Origin of the sequence: Paraburkholderia sp. MM5477-R1, assembly GCF_050436385.1 — a bacterium.
Lineage (GTDB): Bacteria > Pseudomonadota > Gammaproteobacteria > Burkholderiales > Burkholderiaceae > Paraburkholderia > Paraburkholderia tuberum.
Genome location: NZ_JBNDMC010000006.1, coordinates 892,947 through 912,610, shown reverse-complemented (window position 1 = coordinate 912,610; position 19,664 = coordinate 892,947). Strand labels below are relative to the sequence as shown.

At 63.6% G+C, this 19,664-nt stretch carries 18 protein-coding genes and 1 pseudogene; 1 reads left to right on the top strand and 18 read right to left on the bottom strand.

The window, feature by feature from the left end; translation table 11 throughout:
• Positions 1 to 447: 447 nt before the first annotated feature.
• The 7 genes and pseudogenes from OKW35_RS22570 to OKW35_RS22540 all read right to left on the bottom strand — a co-directional run bounded on the left by OKW35_RS22570 (position 448) and on the right by OKW35_RS22540 (position 4,762).
• Positions 448 to 885, bottom strand: a complete 438-nt coding sequence (locus OKW35_RS22570; protein WP_429553179.1) for a hypothetical protein — start codon at positions 883 to 885, stop codon at positions 448 to 450.
• Between the two features lie 144 nt (positions 886 to 1,029).
• Positions 1,030 to 1,206, bottom strand: a complete 177-nt coding sequence (locus tag OKW35_RS22565; protein WP_429354211.1) for a type II toxin-antitoxin system CcdA family antitoxin — start codon at positions 1,204 to 1,206, stop codon at positions 1,030 to 1,032.
• A complete protein-coding gene (locus OKW35_RS22560; RefSeq protein WP_429553827.1) occupies positions 1,152 to 2,231 on the bottom strand; it encodes a helix-turn-helix domain-containing protein in 1,080 nt (359 codons plus the stop codon). The genes OKW35_RS22565 and OKW35_RS22560 overlap by 55 nt, the downstream gene beginning before the upstream one ends.
• Positions 2,232 to 2,370: 139 nt before the next feature.
• Positions 2,371 to 2,895 carry a hypothetical protein gene (locus OKW35_RS22555; RefSeq protein WP_429553178.1) on the bottom strand — a complete coding sequence of 175 codons (525 nt, stop codon included), beginning with the start codon at positions 2,893 to 2,895 and terminating at the stop codon, positions 2,371 to 2,373.
• Between the two features lie 5 nt (positions 2,896 to 2,900).
• Positions 2,901 to 3,215, bottom strand: coding sequence for a hypothetical protein (locus tag OKW35_RS22550; protein ID WP_429553177.1), 315 nt, complete (start codon positions 3,213 to 3,215; stop codon positions 2,901 to 2,903).
• A 193-nt stretch (positions 3,216 to 3,408) separates the two neighbouring features.
• A pseudogene (locus OKW35_RS22545) lies at positions 3,409 to 4,347 on the bottom strand (IS1595 family transposase); the annotation flags it as partial.
• A gap of 106 nt (positions 4,348 to 4,453) precedes the next feature.
• The gene (locus tag OKW35_RS22540) at positions 4,454 to 4,762 is read right to left on the bottom strand and encodes a hypothetical protein (protein WP_429553176.1); all 309 of its coding nucleotides are present in this window, start codon (positions 4,760 to 4,762) and stop codon (positions 4,454 to 4,456) included.
• 466 nt (positions 4,763 to 5,228) lie between these two features.
• Between OKW35_RS22540 and OKW35_RS22535 the strand changes: the two genes are divergently transcribed.
• Positions 5,229 to 5,474, top strand: coding sequence for a helix-turn-helix domain-containing protein (locus OKW35_RS22535; RefSeq protein WP_187620005.1), 246 nt, complete (start codon positions 5,229 to 5,231; stop codon positions 5,472 to 5,474).
• A gap of 607 nt (positions 5,475 to 6,081) precedes the next feature.
• On the opposite strand, the gene OKW35_RS22530 is transcribed toward OKW35_RS22535, so the two are convergent.
• From OKW35_RS22530 to OKW35_RS22480, 11 genes are all read right to left on the bottom strand, one after another.
• Positions 6,082 to 6,786 (bottom strand): transcriptional regulator NanR, encoded by a 705-nt coding sequence (locus OKW35_RS22530; RefSeq protein ID WP_429402657.1) that lies wholly within the window; start codon positions 6,784 to 6,786, stop codon positions 6,082 to 6,084.
• A gap of 91 nt (positions 6,787 to 6,877) precedes the next feature.
• Positions 6,878 to 8,251, bottom strand: coding sequence for a 3-oxo-isoapionate kinase OiaK (oiaK, locus tag OKW35_RS22525; RefSeq protein ID WP_429402656.1), 1,374 nt, complete (start codon positions 8,249 to 8,251; stop codon positions 6,878 to 6,880).
• A 7-nt stretch (positions 8,252 to 8,258) separates the two neighbouring features.
• Positions 8,259 to 9,503, bottom strand: coding sequence for a ribulose-bisphosphate carboxylase large subunit family protein (locus OKW35_RS22520; protein ID WP_429402655.1), 1,245 nt, complete (start codon positions 9,501 to 9,503; stop codon positions 8,259 to 8,261).
• 45 nt (positions 9,504 to 9,548) lie between these two features.
• Positions 9,549 to 10,379: a phosphogluconate dehydrogenase C-terminal domain-containing protein gene (locus OKW35_RS22515; RefSeq protein ID WP_429402654.1), complete on the bottom strand. Its 831-nt coding sequence runs from the start codon at positions 10,377 to 10,379 to the stop codon at positions 9,549 to 9,551.
• A gap of 39 nt (positions 10,380 to 10,418) precedes the next feature.
• Complete coding sequence (locus OKW35_RS22510) at positions 10,419 to 11,732, bottom strand: MFS transporter (RefSeq protein WP_429553175.1); 1,314 nt, start codon at positions 11,730 to 11,732, stop codon at positions 10,419 to 10,421.
• Between the two features lie 212 nt (positions 11,733 to 11,944).
• The gene (gene apnL, locus OKW35_RS22505) at positions 11,945 to 13,906 is read right to left on the bottom strand and encodes a D-apionate lactonase (protein ID WP_429553174.1); all 1,962 of its coding nucleotides are present in this window, start codon (positions 13,904 to 13,906) and stop codon (positions 11,945 to 11,947) included.
• On the bottom strand, positions 13,903 to 15,012 hold the full coding sequence (locus OKW35_RS22500) for a Gfo/Idh/MocA family protein (RefSeq protein ID WP_429402651.1): 1,110 nt from the start codon (positions 15,010 to 15,012) through the stop codon (positions 13,903 to 13,905). The genes apnL and OKW35_RS22500 overlap by 4 nt, the downstream gene beginning before the upstream one ends.
• A 3-nt stretch (positions 15,013 to 15,015) precedes the next feature.
• Entirely contained in the window at positions 15,016 to 16,083 is a 1,068-nt protein-coding gene (locus tag OKW35_RS22495) for an ABC transporter permease (RefSeq protein ID WP_429402650.1), read from the bottom strand.
• Positions 16,084 to 16,170: 87 nt separating this feature from the next.
• Positions 16,171 to 17,736: a sugar ABC transporter ATP-binding protein gene (locus tag OKW35_RS22490; protein WP_429553173.1), complete on the bottom strand. Its 1,566-nt coding sequence runs from the start codon at positions 17,734 to 17,736 to the stop codon at positions 16,171 to 16,173.
• On the bottom strand, positions 17,733 to 18,380 hold the full coding sequence (locus OKW35_RS22485) for a DUF2291 family protein (RefSeq protein WP_429402648.1): 648 nt from the start codon (positions 18,378 to 18,380) through the stop codon (positions 17,733 to 17,735). The genes OKW35_RS22490 and OKW35_RS22485 overlap by 4 nt, the downstream gene beginning before the upstream one ends.
• 94 nt (positions 18,381 to 18,474) lie before the next feature.
• Positions 18,475 to 19,413 carry a D-ribose ABC transporter substrate-binding protein gene (locus OKW35_RS22480; protein ID WP_429402647.1) on the bottom strand — a complete coding sequence of 313 codons (939 nt, stop codon included), beginning with the start codon at positions 19,411 to 19,413 and terminating at the stop codon, positions 18,475 to 18,477.
• Between the last annotated feature and the right edge of the window lie 251 nt (positions 19,414 to 19,664).

Genomic DNA, 19,664 nt, shown 5'->3' with positions numbered 1-19,664 from the left:
GCAATATGCTTCAGGGAGCGCCATTGTCGCAATCTCCGATGCCCGGCGTATAGGGTGTCTGGCGAGAAGCAGGTTGGCCGAGCGGCCGTGCTGCCTGACGCTTATAAAATTTGCAGCGCATTCCAGAACGCCATCATCGCCCATCACTGACCGTGCACCGCACTCGGGTTCCGGAGAGCCTTTCACTATGGGACAATCGATCCCGTTGCTGCAATGGCGGTACAGGAATGGGAGCGAGAGAACGGTGCGCGAGGAACTGTCAGGCATCCTGCGGGCAAAATACCCGCTCATCTTCGACGTCAACCCGACAGTCGCTGATGATCTGGATACCGTCCCAACGGTTTTCTGCCTGTGGGGTTTCGAGTGCGGCGACGGCTGGTTCGATCTGATCGACATGGTGTGCGTGAGGCTGCAACTTGCTACAAAGCACGGCGCACCGCTCTGGCATCAGCGCTGGCCGTTGAGAAAGTCGAACCAGTCGTGCGCGAAAGCACAGCCGTGGTCAGGAATGCCCGAACCGGCCAGTTTCCTGTCGAAGTACGTTCTGGCAGGCTCGTGAATCTCATCCAGACGCACGTAACGGTAGCCTGCGTCATTCACGTGAACCGTCACCTGCGGTTGCGTGGGTCGCGGCGGTAATGCTTCGCGTCCCTGGTTCAGTGCGGCGGCAACACAGCGCGCAACGAGGTCCCATACGCTGCCCGCCCATCTCGGATAGCCGCGCACCGTGGCCCGCGCGCCAACCTGCCCGAGCACCGCATCGTCCAGGGCCACCCTGTAGTCCGCGAGTGCGCCGCCACTCACGCGCGCGATGTCCGCCGTCGCGATGACCCGCTTTCCGTCTTCCCGTCCACCGGGCAGCAATTCAATGGTGATTCGAAGCATTCGCCTTTCCTTGTGATCTTGTCATCCGGTGCCGCAGTTGCGCGGACGCGCATCGGGTCGAGGTCCCGAACCTGCGCCGCGATCGCCTGCCCCCCAGCAAATCAGGCCGTCCCGGTGGCTTCGCCCGGACAGCTGAACGCCCCCTCAGAACTTCCAGTAGCCGTCGAGTGGAAGCCCCTGCTGCGCCACGCAAGCGTTCTCGCTTTCGATGGCTTTCGCGTTCTCCTTCCGCCATACCCCGCCCTGCCGGCCGGGCGCGAGGCTGGCTACGCCCCCTTGCGCACTTGCGACCTGTCGAGGCGATGTTCCTTCGCAACACAGACGACGTCCGCGGCCAGCGAAGGGTTCGCCGCTTTCGCCGGCATGCGGGTGCCGGCCACCGCGTTGCCAGGATCCGCACCGGTGATCCGCCGGGACAGTATTTCGCCGGCGAATGCCGCAGCGCGTTCCATGGACAGCGAGGGCCCCAGCAGGTCACGCATGCGGCCATCGGCAACGGCGGTCGTGAACGAAAAGCCCGCCGCGCCCACCGCGAGCATGTCATCCAGCACCGGAATCCTGAAGGCGAACCCGGCCGCGCGCGCGACCATGCGCGCGACGGTCTGGCGTGCGTGCGACGGATCGATCCCGTATGAGACGGCCACGTCGACCAGTGGCCAGCGATGCGCGCCCACCCCATAGCGGTGGGCCAGCAGGTCGGCATCGCGCGCGGCCCGGCCATCCAGCGGCTGCTCCGGTTGGAGCAGGTTGCGTCCGCGGGTGGCGAGGCACGCCGCGACGCGATGGATGGCAGCCTCGAGCGTTTCCGTGCCGATCGTCACGCGCCAGCGGCCATCGCCTACCCCGGGATGCGATGCCGACGGCGCCAGCAGTTGCCCCGGCGCGAGCAGCAGGGCGTGCTCCCAGGTGCGAAGGCGCGCCACGGTGAGCGCCTTCGGAAACGTCCCCTGCTCCCACTGCAACAGCGTGGGACGGGACACGTGACAGGCGCGCGCCACCTCCGCAACGCACAGGCCCAGTTCACTGCGCAGCCGCCGCGCGTGAGGGCCGATCTCGCGGCACCGGGCGGCGGGGATCCATGACTGGGGATCGCCGTCTGCGCGGGCGACGGCATCCGCTGCATTGAACACGGGGTCCGGCAACGGTTGCGTTTCAGGACCGAGCAGCCAACCCGGCGGCACCTGCAGGGCCGCTTCCAGCGCGTTCACGGTGGCGGCTGCGACGGTGCGCGGCCACCTTCCCTTCTCCCTGCGCACCAGGGTCACTCTTGCCACTCCCACCCTGACCGCGAGATCGCCCTGTGTCATCGCTGACGCCTTGCGTCGGTCCCGCAGGCGCTGTGCCATCCGCGGTACGTCGGATCGTGGAATCCACACACGCATCCCGGCCATCCTGATCCCCTTCATGAGGCTGTTTCTGTTTGAGCGAAGAAATGCGTCCGCACGCTGGAGACCGGACGACGGCCCGGCCGGCAGCCGCCCGGCTTCAACCGGTGCACGCGTACGCATTGGCGCGCGCGTCATGTAGCGCATGGTGCTCGCCGCCATGGCGCGCGTAGTAGGCGGCGCGCCGCTCCGGGTTGCGCGTGCCTGCGATGTTCTCGAGCCGCCAGCCACGCGGCAGCGGGCCGCCCAGCAGGAACCGCAACAGGGCCAGGTCCGTCTCGTAGTCGTAGCACAGCACCGGCCCGGAGTCGCCCGGCACCGCCATGAGCCATGCGCGCAGTGCCTCGCGCAGCGCTGCAAACGGCATCGCGCGCCCCTCGAACTGGCCGAGCTGCGGCAGTACCACGGCGCGGACAAAGTCGCTGCACAGCGCCGGATCGAAATCGGTCCGCTCGCCGTAGAACTCGTACCCGTTCTCGCCCACGAGGGCGAGACTGAGCAGCTGGCACTGCCGGAAGTCGGTGAATTCCGTGTCGAGGAAATACCGGTTGTTCCAGCCAGCCTGCGGCTCGAGTTCAGCCGGCAGTGGCCAGCGCAATGCGCCGTGAAAGTGTGTATCCGTCATGTCCGTTACGTCATCATTTGGCCGTCGGCTCGCCCCGTGTCATCCAGCGCGAACCCGCCCGGGGCTGATCGGGTTTTGTCGCCGTCTTCCCTGCGCGCGTCTGACCCGGCCCGCACCTCCGGCACCGGCACCATGCGGTGTTCGCGCGCGCCGCGGATCCGCCGCAGCGGCCCGGCAAGCACCGTCACGTGTGCGGGAAACGGGATCGGCACGGCCCCGGTTACGTCGTCGCGGGTCGCACACACGAAGCGCCGCAGCCGCGCGCGCAGCGCTTCGGCGGTTTCGTCGGGAAGCCCGATCGCCCGCCTGCGTCTGCTCATACCGATCCCTGTTTGAAGCCGCAGCCGATGCGCCGGTGGTGCGCTGGCCGCGATAAGGCGGATATGGGGTGTCCATTTAACCGGAGTTAGCGTTTTGCCTCCACGGGCGGCTCGGCGAAGGTCGCTCCAAGCTGGGCGGATGTCCGCGTTGCCCCGGCGGCTTTGGAGGAACAGCCTTTGGGCGCTGGGTCATAACAAGGTCTTGGTAACGAACCGGTCCATGGGCGACAGCAAGCTCCATGACCCGATAGAACAGCATCCCTCGGCTACGTGAGCGGCGGCGGTTGAAACGGAACACGAACTCGTCCAGGTAACTGGGCAAGTGTGCAGAATCCACCGCTCCCTGGTGGGTGCCCAGGAGCCAACGTTTTGCAAGGGACGCTATTCGATGCACACCTGGCAGAAGTTCTTCGGGGTCCTCGCCCCGCGCCGACGCGGCCCGCTGGCTACGGCGGTCATGGATGTAACCATTCTTCTCCAGCCACCGGTAACCCTGCCAGGCATCGGTGATGACCGTCGCCCCGGGCTCGACGTTATCCAACACGAAGGAGCGAAGCGATTCCGAGGAGGCATCCGCCACGGGCGCCATTCGACAGCGCCCGAATCCCTTCGGCTCCACGATCTCGATCGCGATACACGTCAGGATCTTCTTCCCTTTGGCACGGCCTCCCGAAAGTCCGGATTCTTTGCCTCCGATGTAGGTTTCGTCCACCTCCACCTTCCCGCAAAGGCGCTCCCGATCGGGGCGAATCAGAACAGACCGCAGGCGATGAAGAATAGCCCACACCGTCTGGTAGGAGCCGATCTCCAAGGTCCGCTTCAAACTCAGCGCGGAGATCCCATCTTTAGCGGTAGCAAAATGCCAACAGACCGAAAACCAAACCGTGAGCGGAGTACGTGTCCGGTCAAAGATGGTGCCAGCCATCACCGATGTGCGGCTACCGCATCCAGTACACATGAACCGGTTGTCCCCAAGCCGCCATCCTCCGTGATGCCCACAGGACGGGCAGACGAAGCCGCAAGGCCATCGCAGCCATTCGAGGTAGTCCAGGCAGTCTGCATCAGTCGGGAACCAGGCCTGAAACTCCCCAAGGGACTTAGGGTAGTGGATGCTGGCGTGGGCGCGTTCCATTGCCCCAGTCTACGCTTAACTCCGGTCAAATGGACACCCCATAGGCGGATTATCACGGCGCCCCCTCTCCTCACCGGTGCATCGCCCTGCGAGCCAGGATTAGGCACTAGCCGGTGCGGCTGGCGCCTTCGCGCGCCAGAGCCGCCTGCCGCGCGCGGGCTGTGTCGCCAGCGCATACGGCACCGACAACGTCCGCCCCGCAGCGGTCGTGAACCGGGTCCACCGTGAGCAGTTGCTTGCCCTGGCCGCGATGTTCGTACTCGGTTGCGCCCACCCGGATCTCGCAAAGCGGTTCGAGCGTCCACTGGCCGACCTCCCGTGCCAGCCTCGTACTCAGTACGGCCGCGTCGCGCAGAACGACATCCCCTCCGACGAACTGCTCGAGCGTCGCAGCGGTTGCGGGCAGGTCCAGCATCACGATCGTCGGGACGGCCCGCGAGCGCGCCCGCGACACCCTGAGAATCAGGACGTCCCGCGGTAACAGTTGCTGGACCGCTGACCATACCCCCCTGCCCGGCAACCCGCCGAAAGGCACGTTCAACGCAGGCACACGGTTAATTTCACTTGTTACAAACATACAGCTACGACCTCAAACGCTTTCATTACCAACGAACTGCTCGCCGAGCATGTGGTCTTCGCGACAAGAGTCGACGAAAAAGAACCCACAGACAGACGACCGACAAAATTCCCGCCACCTTATTCACTTATCCCGCGTCTACGCTCGCCGCCACGCCCGCACTGCGCCAGCCGTTGCCGACTGAGGCGGAGGACGCTTTCAACCCGACATTAGAAACGTGACCCAAAAGTAAAAAGACCATCGCCCTCAAAAATGGGTCGTAAATGCCGTGGCCAAACGACCATCATACCGCGACCATCATGGGATGCAAAGGGTATCGGTCAAAATGGACGATGCGGGACACCTAGCCGCCATAGGCGCGACGGTTCGCGCTCGTCGGCAGGAATTCGGTGTCTCACAGGAGGCCCTTGCGCATGCGACGGGAATTGACCGCAGCCATATGGGGCGAATCGAGCGAGGGGAACGCAACCTATCTGTTCTAAACCTCATTCGAATTGCTGACGCCCTACACATTCCACCGTCGAAACTTTTCAAAAGCGCTGGTCTTTGAGGCGAAATTGAATCGATCGATTGCAGTTCAGAGCGATGCCCTATTTACCTCCCGTCTCGTGTAGACATCAAATGAGCCTCAATCGTCAGAAGTAGCTAGTGACGACGCGGCACCGATCCTGCTGCCGCGAAGAAGCTCGCCGGGAAATCTACAGGCCACAACATTCAGGTCATGTCTTACGTCCATCTCTACATGAATGCTCTCTGTGTTATTTAGTTAAGCATACTAAATATAAATTTCGCTCATTTCTTTTATGTAAAATTCGTCTCGGCTTTAGGGTTGCTCGCGCCCCCCGTACGTGTCCGGGCGAAGTTCTGCCTCGATCCGGTCGATTGATGGCAGATTTTTGTTTCCAACGACATCGATCGCAAGGTAGAAGTTGAGCCGGCCTGCGTACGGTGGAGGTGCCCGGGGGCACGCATCCACTGCCCGCAATTGCAATGCCAGGTTCGAGGCGCGCCCCGCGAAACGCAGGAGAGGCAGTGAATAACGGTTCTCCGCGGCCAGCGTGAGATCTCGATGGAGTCGAAGTGTTGGCTAGCAGCCGTCATCGGAGCCGACCCGACGGAGAGATGCCGACTCTGCGATGAACCCGCACGACGGGTCGCTACGTAATCAGCGTGCGATACAGTTCGTTGGCGCGAGTCAGATGCGCGCGCATTGCTTCGGAAGCGCCGTCACCATCGTGACGGGCAATTGCGTCGACAATACGCTGATGCTCGGATAGCGTCAGTTCCTCGGCGCCAGGCGCGCGAACCAGCGGACGATAGTATTCGCCGGCCCAGCGAAACAACGATTCGACGATCGACGGGAAAATCGGATTGCCGCTAATCATCGCTATCTCACGATGGAACGCCATATCGCGCTCGATGAACTCCTCGAGATTGACCATCGACGCCCGATGCTGGGCCACGCTCAATTGCAGTCGCGCAACGTCCTCTTCGGTAGCGCGTTCAGCAGCCATGCGCGCGGTGCCCGTTTCCAGAAAGAGGCGCGCGTGTTTCAAATGCGCCAGCATGTCGGGATGCGTGCGCAGCAGGTGCATGGCCCCGCCGGCAATCTGTCCGATCAGCCGATCCGCAGTTGGCACGACCACGCGCGCGCGCTCCCCATGCACGATCTCGACGATGCCGGACCGCTCCAACGTTTGAAGGGCCTCGCGCACCGCCGGCCGGCCGACGCCATACATCTCCATGAGTTCACGCTCCGACGGCAATTGCGTGCCGGGCGCGATCTCACCGGAGCGAATGCGCTCCATCAGACGGTCTACGACCTCCTGGTACAGTTTGCGGCGCGGGATGATTTCGCCCATTGCGTCTTCGTCATTCAAGCTTGTGGTGTGATGACGATACCATATACGACCCGATGTTTGCGAGATCAGGCCGTCCCCGACCTACCACTAGCTATCCGGCCGCTCTCACGATCCCGAAAAAATCCGCGCCCCCAATCTGCCCGCCCTTGAGAACGATTTCGAGTCCATCGCGCCGCGCCGAAGACGACCACGCCCGGCACAACGGCGCCCCCGGCGCGAGTCCCGCAGCCACGCTCAGCGCATCGATGCCCAGCGTGCTCGCGACCTCTCCGGAACTGTCGCCGCCCGCTACCACCACGCGCGGCAGCGCCACGCGATCGAGCAACTGACACATCACCTCGGCCAGCGCGCCGCCGACATTGCGCGCCGCCTCGTGCCGCGTCTGTCCCGCATCGCGTGCAATCGAGTCGAAGCCCTGCACGGCGGGATCGTCCGGTCCTTCCGCGCTGTGCACGATCACGCTCTTGCCGTGGCGGATTGCATCGGCGGACGCCTCGAACGCGCGTCGCACTTCGCCGCCGCTCGTCCGCTGATCCAGTGCGCGCGGCAAATCGAGCCGCTCCACATGAAACCCGTTCGCGCGCGCCCAGGCGATTTGCCCAGCCGTCACGGGCGAGCAGCTTCCGCTAACGGCCGCGATCTGATCGACGGGGCGCGCTACCGGCAACGACGGTGTCGCGGGAAGCCAGCCGCGCGCGCGCCAATAAGCGGCGAGCGCGTACTGCATGCCCGAGGAAGACGCGCTGAACACACCGCTGCCACGTTGCTCCCACACGAGCCGTCCCGCTTCGATGAGCGTTTCCTCATCGAGCACATCGATCAGCACGACGGGCGTGTCTGCGGCGCTTAACGACCGCACACGAGCGGCGCCCTCGCCCGCGCGCAATTGCAGCATATCGACCAACTCGATGCGCCGCGAAGTCTGCCGACCGAGATGGACGCGCAGGTCCGCCTCGTTCATCGGCGTGACGGGATGGCGCGACATGGTTGGATGACGGTCCAAGCGGTGGGCGACACCATCGACCGCTGCGAACAGATTGCCGAACAGCTGATAGCGCTTCAGACGCGGCGCGCCGATGACCATCGGCGACCACTGCGCGGACATTGACTTCACGCCGATGTCGATGGCCGCGCCAATCGACCCGACCTCCGGTGACGAATCGAACGTCGAACAAACCTTGTACTGCAGAACCGGCGCACCCAGCGCCGCGAGAGCCGCGAACGCGGCAGGCAATACATCGTTTATCCACGCAGGGCTGCGTCCGCGCGACGAACCGGCAAGCCCGACGCAGCGCACATCGGGAAAGCGCGTCAGCAGATCCGGAGAGGGCGTGTCCAGGCACAACACGGTCGGCACGCCTGCTGCCGTCATCGCTTCCATGGCGTCGGTCGATCCGGTGAAGTCGTCGCCGTAATAGGCGAGCAGCAGGCCGTCCCCCAACACCTCGTTCGATGGGTCGCTCATGCCGCGCTCACTTCCAGAAACCGAGCGCCGAGCGCAGCGCCGGGTGCCGCTCGGCATGCCGTTCGAGCGGTGTGCCTTCGATCGCCGCAACCCACGCTTCGCGCAACGCGTCGACACCCGCAGCGACGCCCTGAGGGTGGCCGAAGATGCCGCCGCCCGCTGTATGGATCAGATCGGCGCGTCCGATCGCTGCGTATGTGTCGGCGGCTTGCAAACCGGTCTGGCCGGAACTGAACACGGGCATCGCGGGCATCGGCGCTTCAGGCATCACGGGCGCAAGGACAGCGCGCGCGGACGCAATCACGCTGTCGTCCGATTCGCTGAACTTGTTGCGCAGTCCGTTCACGTGCATGTGATCCGCGCCAGCGAGACGCCACAGCATCTGCCACGGCGCGAAGTCCCAGCCCAATGCTTCGCCGCGCGTGAGATAGCCCCAGCCCGCACGGTGCGCGTGAATCGGCAATTGCGAATGACGCCGCAGTTCATGCAAGCCCACGAGACCGACGGAATTGAGCACCGCCATCACACAGGTTCCACCCTGCTCCAGCACGAGGTCGTGACGGCGGCGCATCTGGTCGAGATCGCCGGTCAGATTGAAGGCGACCATGACCTTCTTGCCGGTGCGCTGCGCATGCGCGTTCACGACACGCATGACGGCCTTCACCCGTTCGTCGAACGGACAATGAGAACCGTCCGCCTGCAATTCGTCATCCTTGATGAAATCGATGCCGCCTTCGACGAGTTCGCGCACCTGCTGCGCGGTTTCGTCGGGCGAGAGGCCGACGCTCGGCTTGATGATCGTGCCGATCAACGGACCATGCGTCACGCCGCTCAGACGGCGCGTGCCTTCAATGCCGAATGCCGGGCCTGGATATGCCACCGCGAAAGACGCTGGCAATTTCAGCCCGGTGAGCCGCAAGCCCGACACCTGACGCAGTTCGAACAGATTGCCCGCGATGGTGGACATCAGATTCGGCAACGACGCGCCGAAGTTCTCGATCGGCCACGACAGTTCGAGCGTGCAGCGCGTATAGCGGCCGGATGCAAGGCCGCCCGCCAATGAAGGTCGGTCCACCGTTTCGAGCACGTCGAGCCGCTCGACGCGCGCCCCGGAACGCGCCTTCAGTTCGGGCGTCTCCGTGGGCAGCGCGACGAACGTGCCGCTCGACTGTTCGCCCGCGATGATGTCGGCGGCACGGCGTGGATCATCGCCCGTTTCGAGCCAGTAGGTCGCGTAGATGCGTTCGCTCACGATGCAGTCCTGTTGAGAGTCGATGATGAGAAGCCGCGCTGCGCCTCAGGTGATGCGGCGAATGCTTTCCGCGATTTCCTCGCGCTCAAATACGCCCTTCCAGTCGTCGCGCATCAGCCGCGGCTTGCCGAATTCGATGGCCTTGTTGCATGCGTCCGAGAACGCGCCGGGGATCTCGTTGAAGATCACCGCGCTCAAGATGTTCATGTGACCGAGCAGAAAGTCGCGCGCCGCCTCTTTAGGCACGCCGCGCTTGACGGTCTCGTCCATCGCTTCGCGCATCACATAGAGAAGCGTCGCGCAAACCGTTTCGGACAGGCCCGGTTCGAGCAGCGCCATCTGGTCGACGCTCAGCCGATAGGAACGCAAGATCGGCTGATAGATCGTCTTGGCGACGTCCTCGCCGAGATCGAATGCGGACTCGGGGCCCTGCATCAGCGCGCTCGTAATCGACTGTCTGGCGTACGCGCCGCCGAAAAAATCGCGCCGGGCTTTCGGATCGTCGTCGTCGCTGAAAATAAGCGGATGGCATGGGTGCGCAACGAAGTACGTCAAGTCGGGACGATCCGGCAGATGACCGGCGAAGGGTGCGGCGGCGTCGAGCGTCATCACCATCGTGCCCGACGGCAGCTTCGGCGCGATTTCATGACTGAGCTTGCCGATCAGCGTGTCGGGCACGGCGAGGATCACCACCTGCGCGCCGTCGATTGCCGTATCGAGCGGGACGCACTCCACGTCGAGTTCGTCCTTCAAGCGCTTTTGCCCCGCTTCGCTTACTTCGACGTGCGAAACGCGGTAGTCCGATTTCAGCAGATTGCTGCTCAGACGGAAACCCATCTTTCCGCCCGCGCCGATCAGTGCAATTTTCTCTTTCATGGTTCTCTCCTTCCAGGGGTTCGGTGTCGCTCGTGAGGGTCAGCTAGCGTGCGGGTCGAGTGCAATGGATGCCGGATCGTCGGCCATTCCCGTGCGACGCTCGGCGCAGAACACGAACGCGAGCACGGCGCTCATCAGCATGAAGACGCCGACCACGATCATCGGCGCGTGATACGAGCCGGTCGCGTCTTTCATCGCGCCCGTCAGGTAGGGCGCCACGAAACCCGCGAGATTGCCGACCGTGTTGATGAGCGCGATGCCCGCCGCAGCCGCCGCACCAGACAGGAAGCGGGCGGGCAGCGCCCAGAAGTTTGGCAGCGCGGAGAAGATCGCGCAGGCAGTGACGGTGATGACAGCGATGCTCGCTGACGGCGACTTCATGAACAGCGCGAGCGGAATGCTCAGTGCGCCGACGAGCGCGGGAATGCCGATATGCCAGTTGCGCACGCCGTGCTTCGTCGCATTGCGGCTCCACAAAAACAGCACGATGGCCGCGGGCAGATACGGCACGGCCGTGATGAGCCCCTTCTGGAACACGTTGAAGTGCGAGCCGAACTGACCTTCAAAACCGCCGATGATCGTCGGCAGGAAGAACGCGAGCGCATACAGGCCGTAGATCAGGCCGAAATACATCAGCGCGAACATCCATACGCGGCCGCTCTTCAGGGCGGCGCCCGCGCGATGCGAATACTGATGCTGACCGGCGCTGGCTTCGCGCCGGCGTTGTTCCGCGTCGAGTTCGGCGGTGAGCCATTCGCGCTCGTTCGACGACAGCCAACGCGCTTCGGACGGCCGGTCAGTCAGATAGAACCACGCGACGATGCCGATCACGATCGCGGGAATGGCCACGCCGAGGAACATCACGCGCCATCCTTCCAGCCCGAACACGCCATGCGCGCCGATCAGGAGCGCGGCAAACGGCGCGCCGACCACGATGGTCAGCGGCTGCGCAAGATAGAACAGCGCGAGGATGTGGCTGCGATGACGCTGCGGAACCCACGTGCTCAGGAACAGGATCGCGCCGGGGAAGAAGCCCGCTTCGGCCACGCCCAGCAAGAAGCGCAGCGTATAAAGCCCGGACACGCTGCTCACCCAGGTGAACAGCAACGCGACGATGCCCCACGTCACCATGATTCGCGCGAGCCAGCGGCGCGCCCCGAATTTATGCAACGCGAGGTTGCTCGGCACTTCGAGAAATATATATCCGATGAAGAACACGCCCGCCGCGAAGCCGAATTGCGCAGCATCGAGCCCGAGATCTTTGGTCATGCCGTTCGGCCCAGCAAACGAAATCGCGGTCCGGTCGAGAAAATTGATGAAGAACATCAGCGCGACGAACGGTACGAGCCGCATCGACACTTTTCGTATGGTCGACCGCTCCAGCTCACTGGACCCGGCGTTTTGCATTGCGGTTTGCATTCCGTCCTCCGACGTGACTCGCGATCTTCGGCGAGAACCCACAGATCACACATGTGCTGTGCTGGTGTGATGAGTAGACCACAATCCTTAAATCGTGGGCAGTGGGTTAACTACCGAGCCCCTCGGGCTTCGCTTCGGCGCGGTCCTTACAGAACCGCACCGCTCTCGAAACGAGCGATCACAACGACATACGGACGAAGCGTGACCGGGCGCGCGACGTCGAGCGGCTTTCCGTCAAGCGCTGCCGCCCCGGCCGCCGCCCCAACCGAACACTCATCGAGCATCGCCGCATCGCCAGCGCCGGGTGCCGGGCCGTTCCATGCGAAGCGAACGGAGCGCGTCGCGTCGGTCAGGTTGGCCGCGAGCAACCGAATGGCGCCGCCTGCGTCGCGGGCCGCCACGCAAGCGATCTCGCGCGAGTCTCCAACCGCGACCCGCAGACGGTCGAGCCCGCCCATGTCGGCCAACGCCCGCGCCACATGAAACGCCGGATAGCGCGAAACGGCCCCGCCGCTGCCCTCCTCGGCCAGACCACGAGGGCCCGTCAACGCGCCTAGCGTGAACGTGTCGAGCCCCGCCTCCGCCAGCGCCGCCGCGTATCCCACCAGCCATGCGGCCCCGAATAATGCCTGCTGGCGCGGGTCGGCTCCCGCCATCGCAATGCGCTCCGCATCCGGGTTGGGCATGACGCGCGAACCGTACGGGTTTTGCCGCATTCCGATAGAAATCGGTCCGATTGCGTACGGCCTCGCGCCGATCAACGCCCGGCACGAACGCGTGATATGAGGAATCGCTTCAAGCGTCTGCATGACGCTGAGATCGTCGGCGGCGTGGACGATGGGACAGGTCGCGTGCGTCACCCAATCAACCAGTTCGAGCGGCGGCCGCTTACGGTTGAGTTCCGTGAAATAGCTGAGCACGCCACCGCCGATGCGCAGCGCCGGCAACGCCAGCCGCGCCTCGCGGTAGACCTCGTCGAGCGAGGGGCACGGCGGGCTGATACTGCCCGGCGGATTCGACTGACGATGCACGGCGGGACTCACGATCACGCCAGTCAGTGCGAGCTGCGCGGATTCGATCTGCCGGGCCAGCATCTGCAATTCGGCACGCGGCGTTTCGACGCCCGGCAGCGCGTATTCCAGCACGGCGTCGGTGGCGCTTTGTCGTTGCAACGCTGCGAACCGCTGGAGTTCGTGTAAGCCGTGACCGGCGGTCGGGTCGAAGCTGAAAGTGAGTTGCCGCGGGGCGAGCTCGTGCAGAAGGACAGCATGCGCATGCGCTCCCTCCACTTCATCCACGGTGATCGCGACACCGAGCGCGGGCATGGTCTCAGCACCTTCGCTCACATCGATCAGGATGGTTTTTGCGGCGCATGCGTCAGCCCGGCGCAAGGCGCCAGGCGTCTTTTGAACTACGCTCAGCGTTACGCTTTGTTCGAGCGATTCGCCGGCGTCGAGCGTATAAGGCCACGGCCATTCGAGGGGGCGCGAGTAAGTTTTGAACGACGCGTCCGACCAGTTGCGCTGATCCTCCATTTCGAACACGTCACCGGTGAATGCGCAACGCACGCTGAGGCCAACCGCCAGATCATGCTCGATCGAGCGAATGTTCCTGAACGGTTGCCATGGATCGATCAGCGCCGGAAACGACGCACATTCGATTGTGCCGTCGCCATGCTCGACGCGTGCCGGCGCACCGGCCACGTCTTCGATCGGATGCAGCACGCAGAATCCGCTGCGTGCCGTGAGAAATGTGCTGTGCGCCGTCAGATTTGCGCGCAATGTCAACGGCCCCGCCGCCGTGCAGCTGATCGACAGCGCGTAGCTCAGCACGTCGCCGTCCGGGTTTTCGCAGCGCGCGCGATAGGCCACGCGGAAACCTTCGGACGTCTCGTCGATTTCGACACCGCTCAACACCGGCCGGCAGGTTCCCCAATCCTTATCGCGCACCAGAAATGCCACGGCGCGGATCACCTCGATATCCCCAAAGCGGATGTCGCGTAACGCACCATCGGCGAGCGAGGCGGACCATGCTCCCACCGAAAGCCGCCGCGCCGGCGGGACGGCCTGCGTCGTGCCGTAATAGAGCTTCGCGAGGCCGGCGTTCATCGCGCCGCCCTTTCGCGTTGGTCTTGCGCCGCCTCCGTGCTTTTGGTCCCGGCAAGCGCAATGCTGCGGCCTTCTTTCGCCGACTGATACGTCGCTTCGACCAGCGCCAGCGTTCGCAGATTGTCGCGGCCGCTGGTGGCGGGTTCGCGTGCGCCGCAAAGGCACTCGATCCAATGCTTCTGGATCTCCAGCACGCTGCCTTGAATCGCCTCCCACGGCGAACTCGCCCACGACAGCTTGCGCGGTTCGGCATTGTGCGTATGGGTGCCCTCGGCGGTATGGATCTGCAACCGGTAATCCGCGAGAAGGCGCAGCGTGCCGTGCGAGCCGTCCACTTCGATCAGCGTCTGCGGGAATAGCTCGTGCGGCAAGCGCGTCGCGTAGCTGCAATCGACAATGCTGCTCACGCCGCTTTGATGACTTAGCAGCACGGTGGCGACGTCTTCGCCGCGAATCGCCGGATTCACACGTGCCGTGGTCGCGCTCAAACGGACTACATCGCCGAACAGAAAGCGAGCAATGTCCAGCACGTGAATACCCAGGTCCTCGACGATGAAGCGTTCGGTTTTCGCCAGATATGGCTGGCCGCTGAACACGTCGAATGCCGAGCGGAACGATACGCGGCCCCAGAACGGCTGCCCGATCGCGCCGTCGCGCAAAGCGGCGCCTACCGCCTGAATCGCGCTTTGCCAGCGGAAGTTCTCGTGCACCATGAGTGGGACGCCCGCTTCGCGGCATGCGTCGACCATCGCGCGGGCGTCGTCGAGCGTTTGCGCGAATGGCTTCTGGCAGATCGCGGCGACGCGCGCAGCGGCGGCCATCTCGACTAGCGCGCGATGGCTCGACACTGTCGTGGCGATATCGACGAAATCCAGGCGTTCCGCTTGCAGCATCGCGGCGGCATCGGTGTAAAGCCGCTCGATGCCGAACGCGCGGCCGCTTGCAGTCAGGCGTGCCTCGTCCGCGTCGCACAGCGCGACGATTTGCGCGCCGTCAATGTCGCGCCATGCATGCAGATGGTTTTGCGCGAAGAATCCGCAGCCAATTAACGCGCCCTTGAGCACGCGTTCGCTGCCGTGCGGTTGTTGCATGTCCGATGCGTTCATCGCTCACACTCCCGTCGCGGCCTGTTTCTGCAGTGCAAAGCGTTGCTGCACGCGGCGCTGAATCTGATCGACCACGACGGCGGCCACGATCACCACGCCCTTGATCACGGTTTGCCAGAACGCGCTGACACCCATCATCACGAGGCCATCGGAAAGAATGCCGATCACGAACGCACCCACAATCGTGCCGCCGATCTTGCCGCGTCCGCCGGACATTGAGGTGCCGCCCAGCACGGCGGCCGCAATGGCGTTGAGTTCGAAAGTCTCACCGCTCATCGGGTGCGATGCGACGAGTTCCGAAGAAATGATCAGGCCAACAATCGCCGCGCAAAAACCCGAAAACATGTACACGAACATCTTCACGCGATTAACTCGCACACCAGACAGCTGCGCGGCGCGCTCGTTGCTGCCAATCGCGTAAATCTGCCGGCCGAGCGGCGTGCGAGCGGCGATATACGCGGCCACCAGTCCGACCACGATCAGCAGCCAGATGGTCAACGGAATGCCGAGTATTGTCGCGCCGCCAAGAAGCGGAAAGCCAGTCGTGCCGTAATCGGGGTTGCCCGTAAGGTTCGGAAACGTCTCCCCGCCCGAAGACAGCAACGCGGCGCCCCGAGCGATATACAAGGTGCCGAGCGTGGCGATGAACGGCGCGACGTTCAGGCGTGTAATCAGAAGCCCGTTGATCGCGCCGACCGCCACGCCTGTCAGCAGCGCGACGACGATCACCTCCGGCACGCTCAGAAACAGCGTGTACTGATCGCCGAGCGGAATGCCATGCAGGATCAGCCCGCCCGCCACCATGCCCGACAACCCGACAATGGAGCCGACCGAAAGATCGATGCCGCCCGCGACGATCACGAACGTCATGCCGATCGCGAGAAACGCGTTCAGCGCAACGTGACGCGACATGATCAGCAGATTTTCGATGCTCAAAAAATTGTGCGCCGCGAACGAAAAGAAGATCGCCACGGCAAAAAGTGCAATGAACGTGCGCAGCTTCAGCAGCAATAGAAGCGGCGCCTCGCCGATACTCGCGCCGGGCGCCGCGCCTTTGATGGCCATCGTCATGAATCGTCTCCAGAGTGGCTGGAACAGGAAGCTCGAAGTGAGGCTGGAAAATGAGGCTGACAGTGAAGCTGAGCAGACCCGGGAGCGTCAGGCCGCGGCACGCTGCTCGTCGGTCGCCGCGCCCACCCGGTGACCCACCGCCGAGGCCGCGACCAGTGCATCCTGAGTCGCGTCGGAGGCCTCGAATTGCGCCGTCACGCGACCGTTCGACATCACGAGAATGCGATCCGACAAAGCCATCACCTCTTCGAGATCGGAGGTGACAAAGAGGATGCCTAGCCCTTTCACCGCGAGATCGCGCATCACCTTGAAGATGTCGGCCTTCGCGCCGATGTCGATGCCCCGGCTCGGTTCATCCATCAGCAGCACCTTGGGCGTGGTCATCAACGCCCGGCCGATCACGACCTTCTGCTGATTGCCGCCCGAGAGAGAACTCACCGGCAGGCGCCAGTCGGCGACCTTGATCGCGAGGTCCTGGATATAGCCCGCGATAGAGCGCTGCTCGCGCTGCGTGCTGATATGAAAACCCCGCGCGAACTTCATGAGGCTGGAGAGCGTCATGTTCTCGCCGATCGAAAGGATCGGCATCAGCGCGTCGGCCTTGCGGTCTTCCGGGATCAGCGCGAGACCTTGGGCCACTCGGCGCGCAATCGGCTTGCCGCTCAAAGGCTTCCCGTCGAGCACGACCTCGCCCGTCGCGTGCGGATGACAGCCCAGAATGCACTCGAACAGCTCGGAGCGCCCAGCGCCCATCAGCCCGTATATGCCGACGATTTCACCCGCGTGCAGCGACAAAGACACGTGATCGACCAGCAGCCCACTGCCTTTGCGCGGCAACGAAACGTCGCGTACGGTCAGTATTTCGACACCGCGCTCGTGGCCGATCGGGCGCGAAAAATCCTTGGTGTCGCGACCCACCATCTGACGAACGATCCATGGGACGTCCACGTTGACCATCGGCTGATTGCCGGTGACGCGGCCGTCGCGCAGCACGGTGATGTAGTCGCCGATACGGATCAGCTCTTCCAGCCGGTGCGAGATGTAGACGATCGCGACGCCTTGCGCCTTCAGATCCGCGATCACCTGAAACAGCACGTCCACTTCGGCCGCGCTGAGCGCCGAAGTGGGCTCATCGAGAATCAGCACACGTGCGTCGTGCGCGAGGGCCTTGGCAATTTCGACCAGTTGCTGCTGACCAATGCGCAGGTCTTCGACGAGCGTATCCGGGCTCACGTCCAGTTCGAGCCGTTTGAGCAGTGCGCGCGCCTTGCTGCGCTGCGCGTCGGCATCGATGTCGATGCCCGCGCGAGTGATCTCGTGCGCGATGAACACGTTCTCCGCGATGCTGAGATTCGGAAACAGATTGAGTTCCTGAAACACGATGCCGATGCCGTGACGCAGCGCGTCGGCGCTGCTCGTCAGTTCGACCGGCTGACCGTCGAGAATCAGGCGGCCCGTGCTCGGTTGCTCCGCCCCGGCAATGATCTTCATCAAGGTCGACTTGCCCGCGCCGTTTTCGCCGACCAGCACGTTGACCGACGCGCGCCGCACCGCGAAGTTGACCTCTTTCAGCGCGACCGTGCCGGGATAAACCTTCGTCACACCTTCGACGTGAAGAATCACGTCGTCGTCGAAGCTCTCTGGCGCACTCATGATTTGCCTCCCAGCGAAAGCGCGAGCGGCACGACTTCGGGTTGTTCGGCCGACGAGTCATACGCGAACGCACCCGTCACCGAAATCGCTTTGCCCTTGAGCCCGTCGCGCGGCACCGGCTTCATCACATGCGTGGCGGCGTAGCTGTTCAGCGCGGTGCCGAACTGCGCGTATTCGATCTGATTGCGGAAACTCGTGAAGGAGATGAAATCGAGCGTGTCGCGCAAGGTCGTGCCGAGCACGGTCGGACCGATATCCACCACGACGTCCGGCTTGCCGTCACCGTCGATGTCGACACCCACCGTGCCTTGGCTCGACTGGGTATCCACTTCGACGATGGTACCGTGCAGCGTGGTCGGGAAATTCCACGGCGCGCTGTCGTCCTTGCCGCGATAGCCGTACTGCTTGCCCGCGGCGTCCGGGTCCGCCTTGATCGCGTCGCGCAGCCGGGTGTAGTCGGTCGCGCGCTTCTCCACGTCGGGCACGATCTTCGTGCTCCACATGGAGGCGACCATCGCGTTCGCATCATAGCCACCGGACGCATAGGCATCGCGTGAATTTTTCGACGTTTGTGCGTCGTGCTTGACCAGTTTGCAGCCCTGCAACGCTCCAGTCGCGACGAGCACGACGATCGCCGCGTACATGCAACCTCTCATGGATAACCTCTCGGTACGCCAGATGAGAAACGGTGATGTGATGCGGGAATGCGCAGGGCATTCCCGCACGCCGGGCGCGCGCCTAGCGCAGCGCGAACATGTCGAGCTTCGACGCGTTTGCCTTGGTGATCAGCGAGCAGTTGATCAACTGCTTTTCGGGCTTGCCGGTCGAGCCGGTTTTCAGATACTTGTCGGCCTGCTCGACCGCCTGAGTCGCGGCCAGTGCTGCCGGCTGCAGAACCGTCGCGCGGATTTCGTTGCGCATGATGGCGTCGCGCACGTCGTTGCTGCCGTCGAAGCCCACCACGATCACGTCCGGCCGCTTCGCTGCCTTGAGTGCCGCCGAAGCGCCCATCGCCATCGTGTCGTTGCCAGCAATCACGCCCTTGATGTCAGGATGGCTCTGCAAGATGGTTTCCATCACGCGATACGCTTCGGTCTGGCTCCAGTTCGCCGACTGCCGCTCGACCATCTTCATGTTCGGGAACTGGTCGATCACGTCGTGATAGCCCTTCGAACGGATACCCGCGTTGATGTCCGCCTCGCGTCCGACCAGTTCGACATAGTTGCCGCTCTCGCCCAGCGCCTTGACGAAGCTGCGCCCGCCGAGTTGCGCGCCCTGATAGTTGTTGGACACGATCTGCGAGACGGCGATGCCCGTCGCGTTGATCTCGCGGTCGATCAGGAACGAGGGAATGCCCGCGCTCTTGGCCTTTTTCACGGCGGAGATGGACGCTTCCGAGCCGGCGTTGTCGAGAATGATCGCCTTCGCGCCGCGTGCGATCGCGGTATCGACCAGGTTCGACTGTTTGTTGGCGTCGTCGTCGTGAACCAGCACTATGGTGTCGTAGCCGAGCGCCTTGGCGCGCGCGTTCGCCGTGTCGGCTTCGGCTTTGAAGAAGGGGTTGTCGTGGGAAGGAGTGATGATGGCGATCAGATTGGCCGCCTGCGCGGCACTGCTGGCGCCCACGACCGTCAATGTGGTCAGCGCGAGCGCGAGCCACCGCTTGGATAGTTTCATTGTCTGTCTCCTGTCTGGTTGAACCTCAAGGCACTGCCTGAAACCAGTCAACGGCCGCGAACTAGTTGCCATCATCACTTATGCCGTCATGATGTCATCATACCAGCAGGTTCCGTCGCTTCAAGGGAATTTACTCCAGGGTTTTCTCCAACGGAGGCGGGGGAAACGTCGCGCACCCGGTGTCGAGCCCGTGCGTGCGCCGATTGTTAGCGGCGGTGAAAAATACGTTTGGATGGCGGCGCAAAGTTGAG

What these genes read in the sequence shown, in the direction of transcription:
- OKW35_RS22570 (WP_429553179.1), bottom strand. Translation starts at nt 885, where the DNA reads ATGCTTCGAATCACCATTGAATTGCTGCCCGGTGGACGGGAAGACGGA.
- OKW35_RS22560 (WP_429553827.1), bottom strand. Translation starts at nt 2,231, where the DNA reads ATGGCACAGCGCCTGCGGGACCGACGCAAGGCGTCAGCGATGACACAG.
- OKW35_RS22555 (WP_429553178.1), bottom strand. Translation starts at nt 2,895, where the DNA reads ATGACGGATACACACTTTCACGGCGCATTGCGCTGGCCACTGCCGGCT.
- OKW35_RS22550 (WP_429553177.1), bottom strand. Translation starts at nt 3,215, where the DNA reads ATGAGCAGACGCAGGCGGGCGATCGGGCTTCCCGACGAAACCGCCGAA.
- OKW35_RS22540 (WP_429553176.1), bottom strand. Translation starts at nt 4,762, where the DNA reads ATGCTGGACCTGCCCGCAACCGCTGCGACGCTCGAGCAGTTCGTCGGA.
- OKW35_RS22535 (WP_187620005.1), top strand. Translation starts at nt 5,229, where the DNA reads ATGCAAAGGGTATCGGTCAAAATGGACGATGCGGGACACCTAGCCGCC.
- OKW35_RS22530 (WP_429402657.1), bottom strand. Translation starts at nt 6,786, where the DNA reads ATGGGCGAAATCATCCCGCGCCGCAAACTGTACCAGGAGGTCGTAGAC.
- oiaK (WP_429402656.1), bottom strand. Translation starts at nt 8,251, where the DNA reads ATGAGCGACCCATCGAACGAGGTGTTGGGGGACGGCCTGCTGCTCGCC.
- OKW35_RS22515 (WP_429402654.1), bottom strand. Translation starts at nt 10,379, where the DNA reads ATGAAAGAGAAAATTGCACTGATCGGCGCGGGCGGAAAGATGGGTTTC.
- OKW35_RS22510 (WP_429553175.1), bottom strand. Translation starts at nt 11,732, where the DNA reads ATGCGGCTCGTACCGTTCGTCGCGCTGATGTTCTTCATCAATTTTCTC.
- apnL (WP_429553174.1), bottom strand. Translation starts at nt 13,906, where the DNA reads ATGAACGCCGGCCTCGCGAAGCTCTATTACGGCACGACGCAGGCCGTC.
- OKW35_RS22500 (WP_429402651.1), bottom strand. Translation starts at nt 15,012, where the DNA reads ATGAACGCATCGGACATGCAACAACCGCACGGCAGCGAACGCGTGCTC.
- OKW35_RS22495 (WP_429402650.1), bottom strand. Translation starts at nt 16,083, where the DNA reads ATGACGATGGCCATCAAAGGCGCGGCGCCCGGCGCGAGTATCGGCGAG.
- OKW35_RS22490 (WP_429553173.1), bottom strand. Translation starts at nt 17,736, where the DNA reads ATGAGTGCGCCAGAGAGCTTCGACGACGACGTGATTCTTCACGTCGAA.
- OKW35_RS22485 (WP_429402648.1), bottom strand. Translation starts at nt 18,380, where the DNA reads ATGTACGCGGCGATCGTCGTGCTCGTCGCGACTGGAGCGTTGCAGGGC.
- OKW35_RS22480 (WP_429402647.1), bottom strand. Translation starts at nt 19,413, where the DNA reads ATGAAACTATCCAAGCGGTGGCTCGCGCTCGCGCTGACCACATTGACG.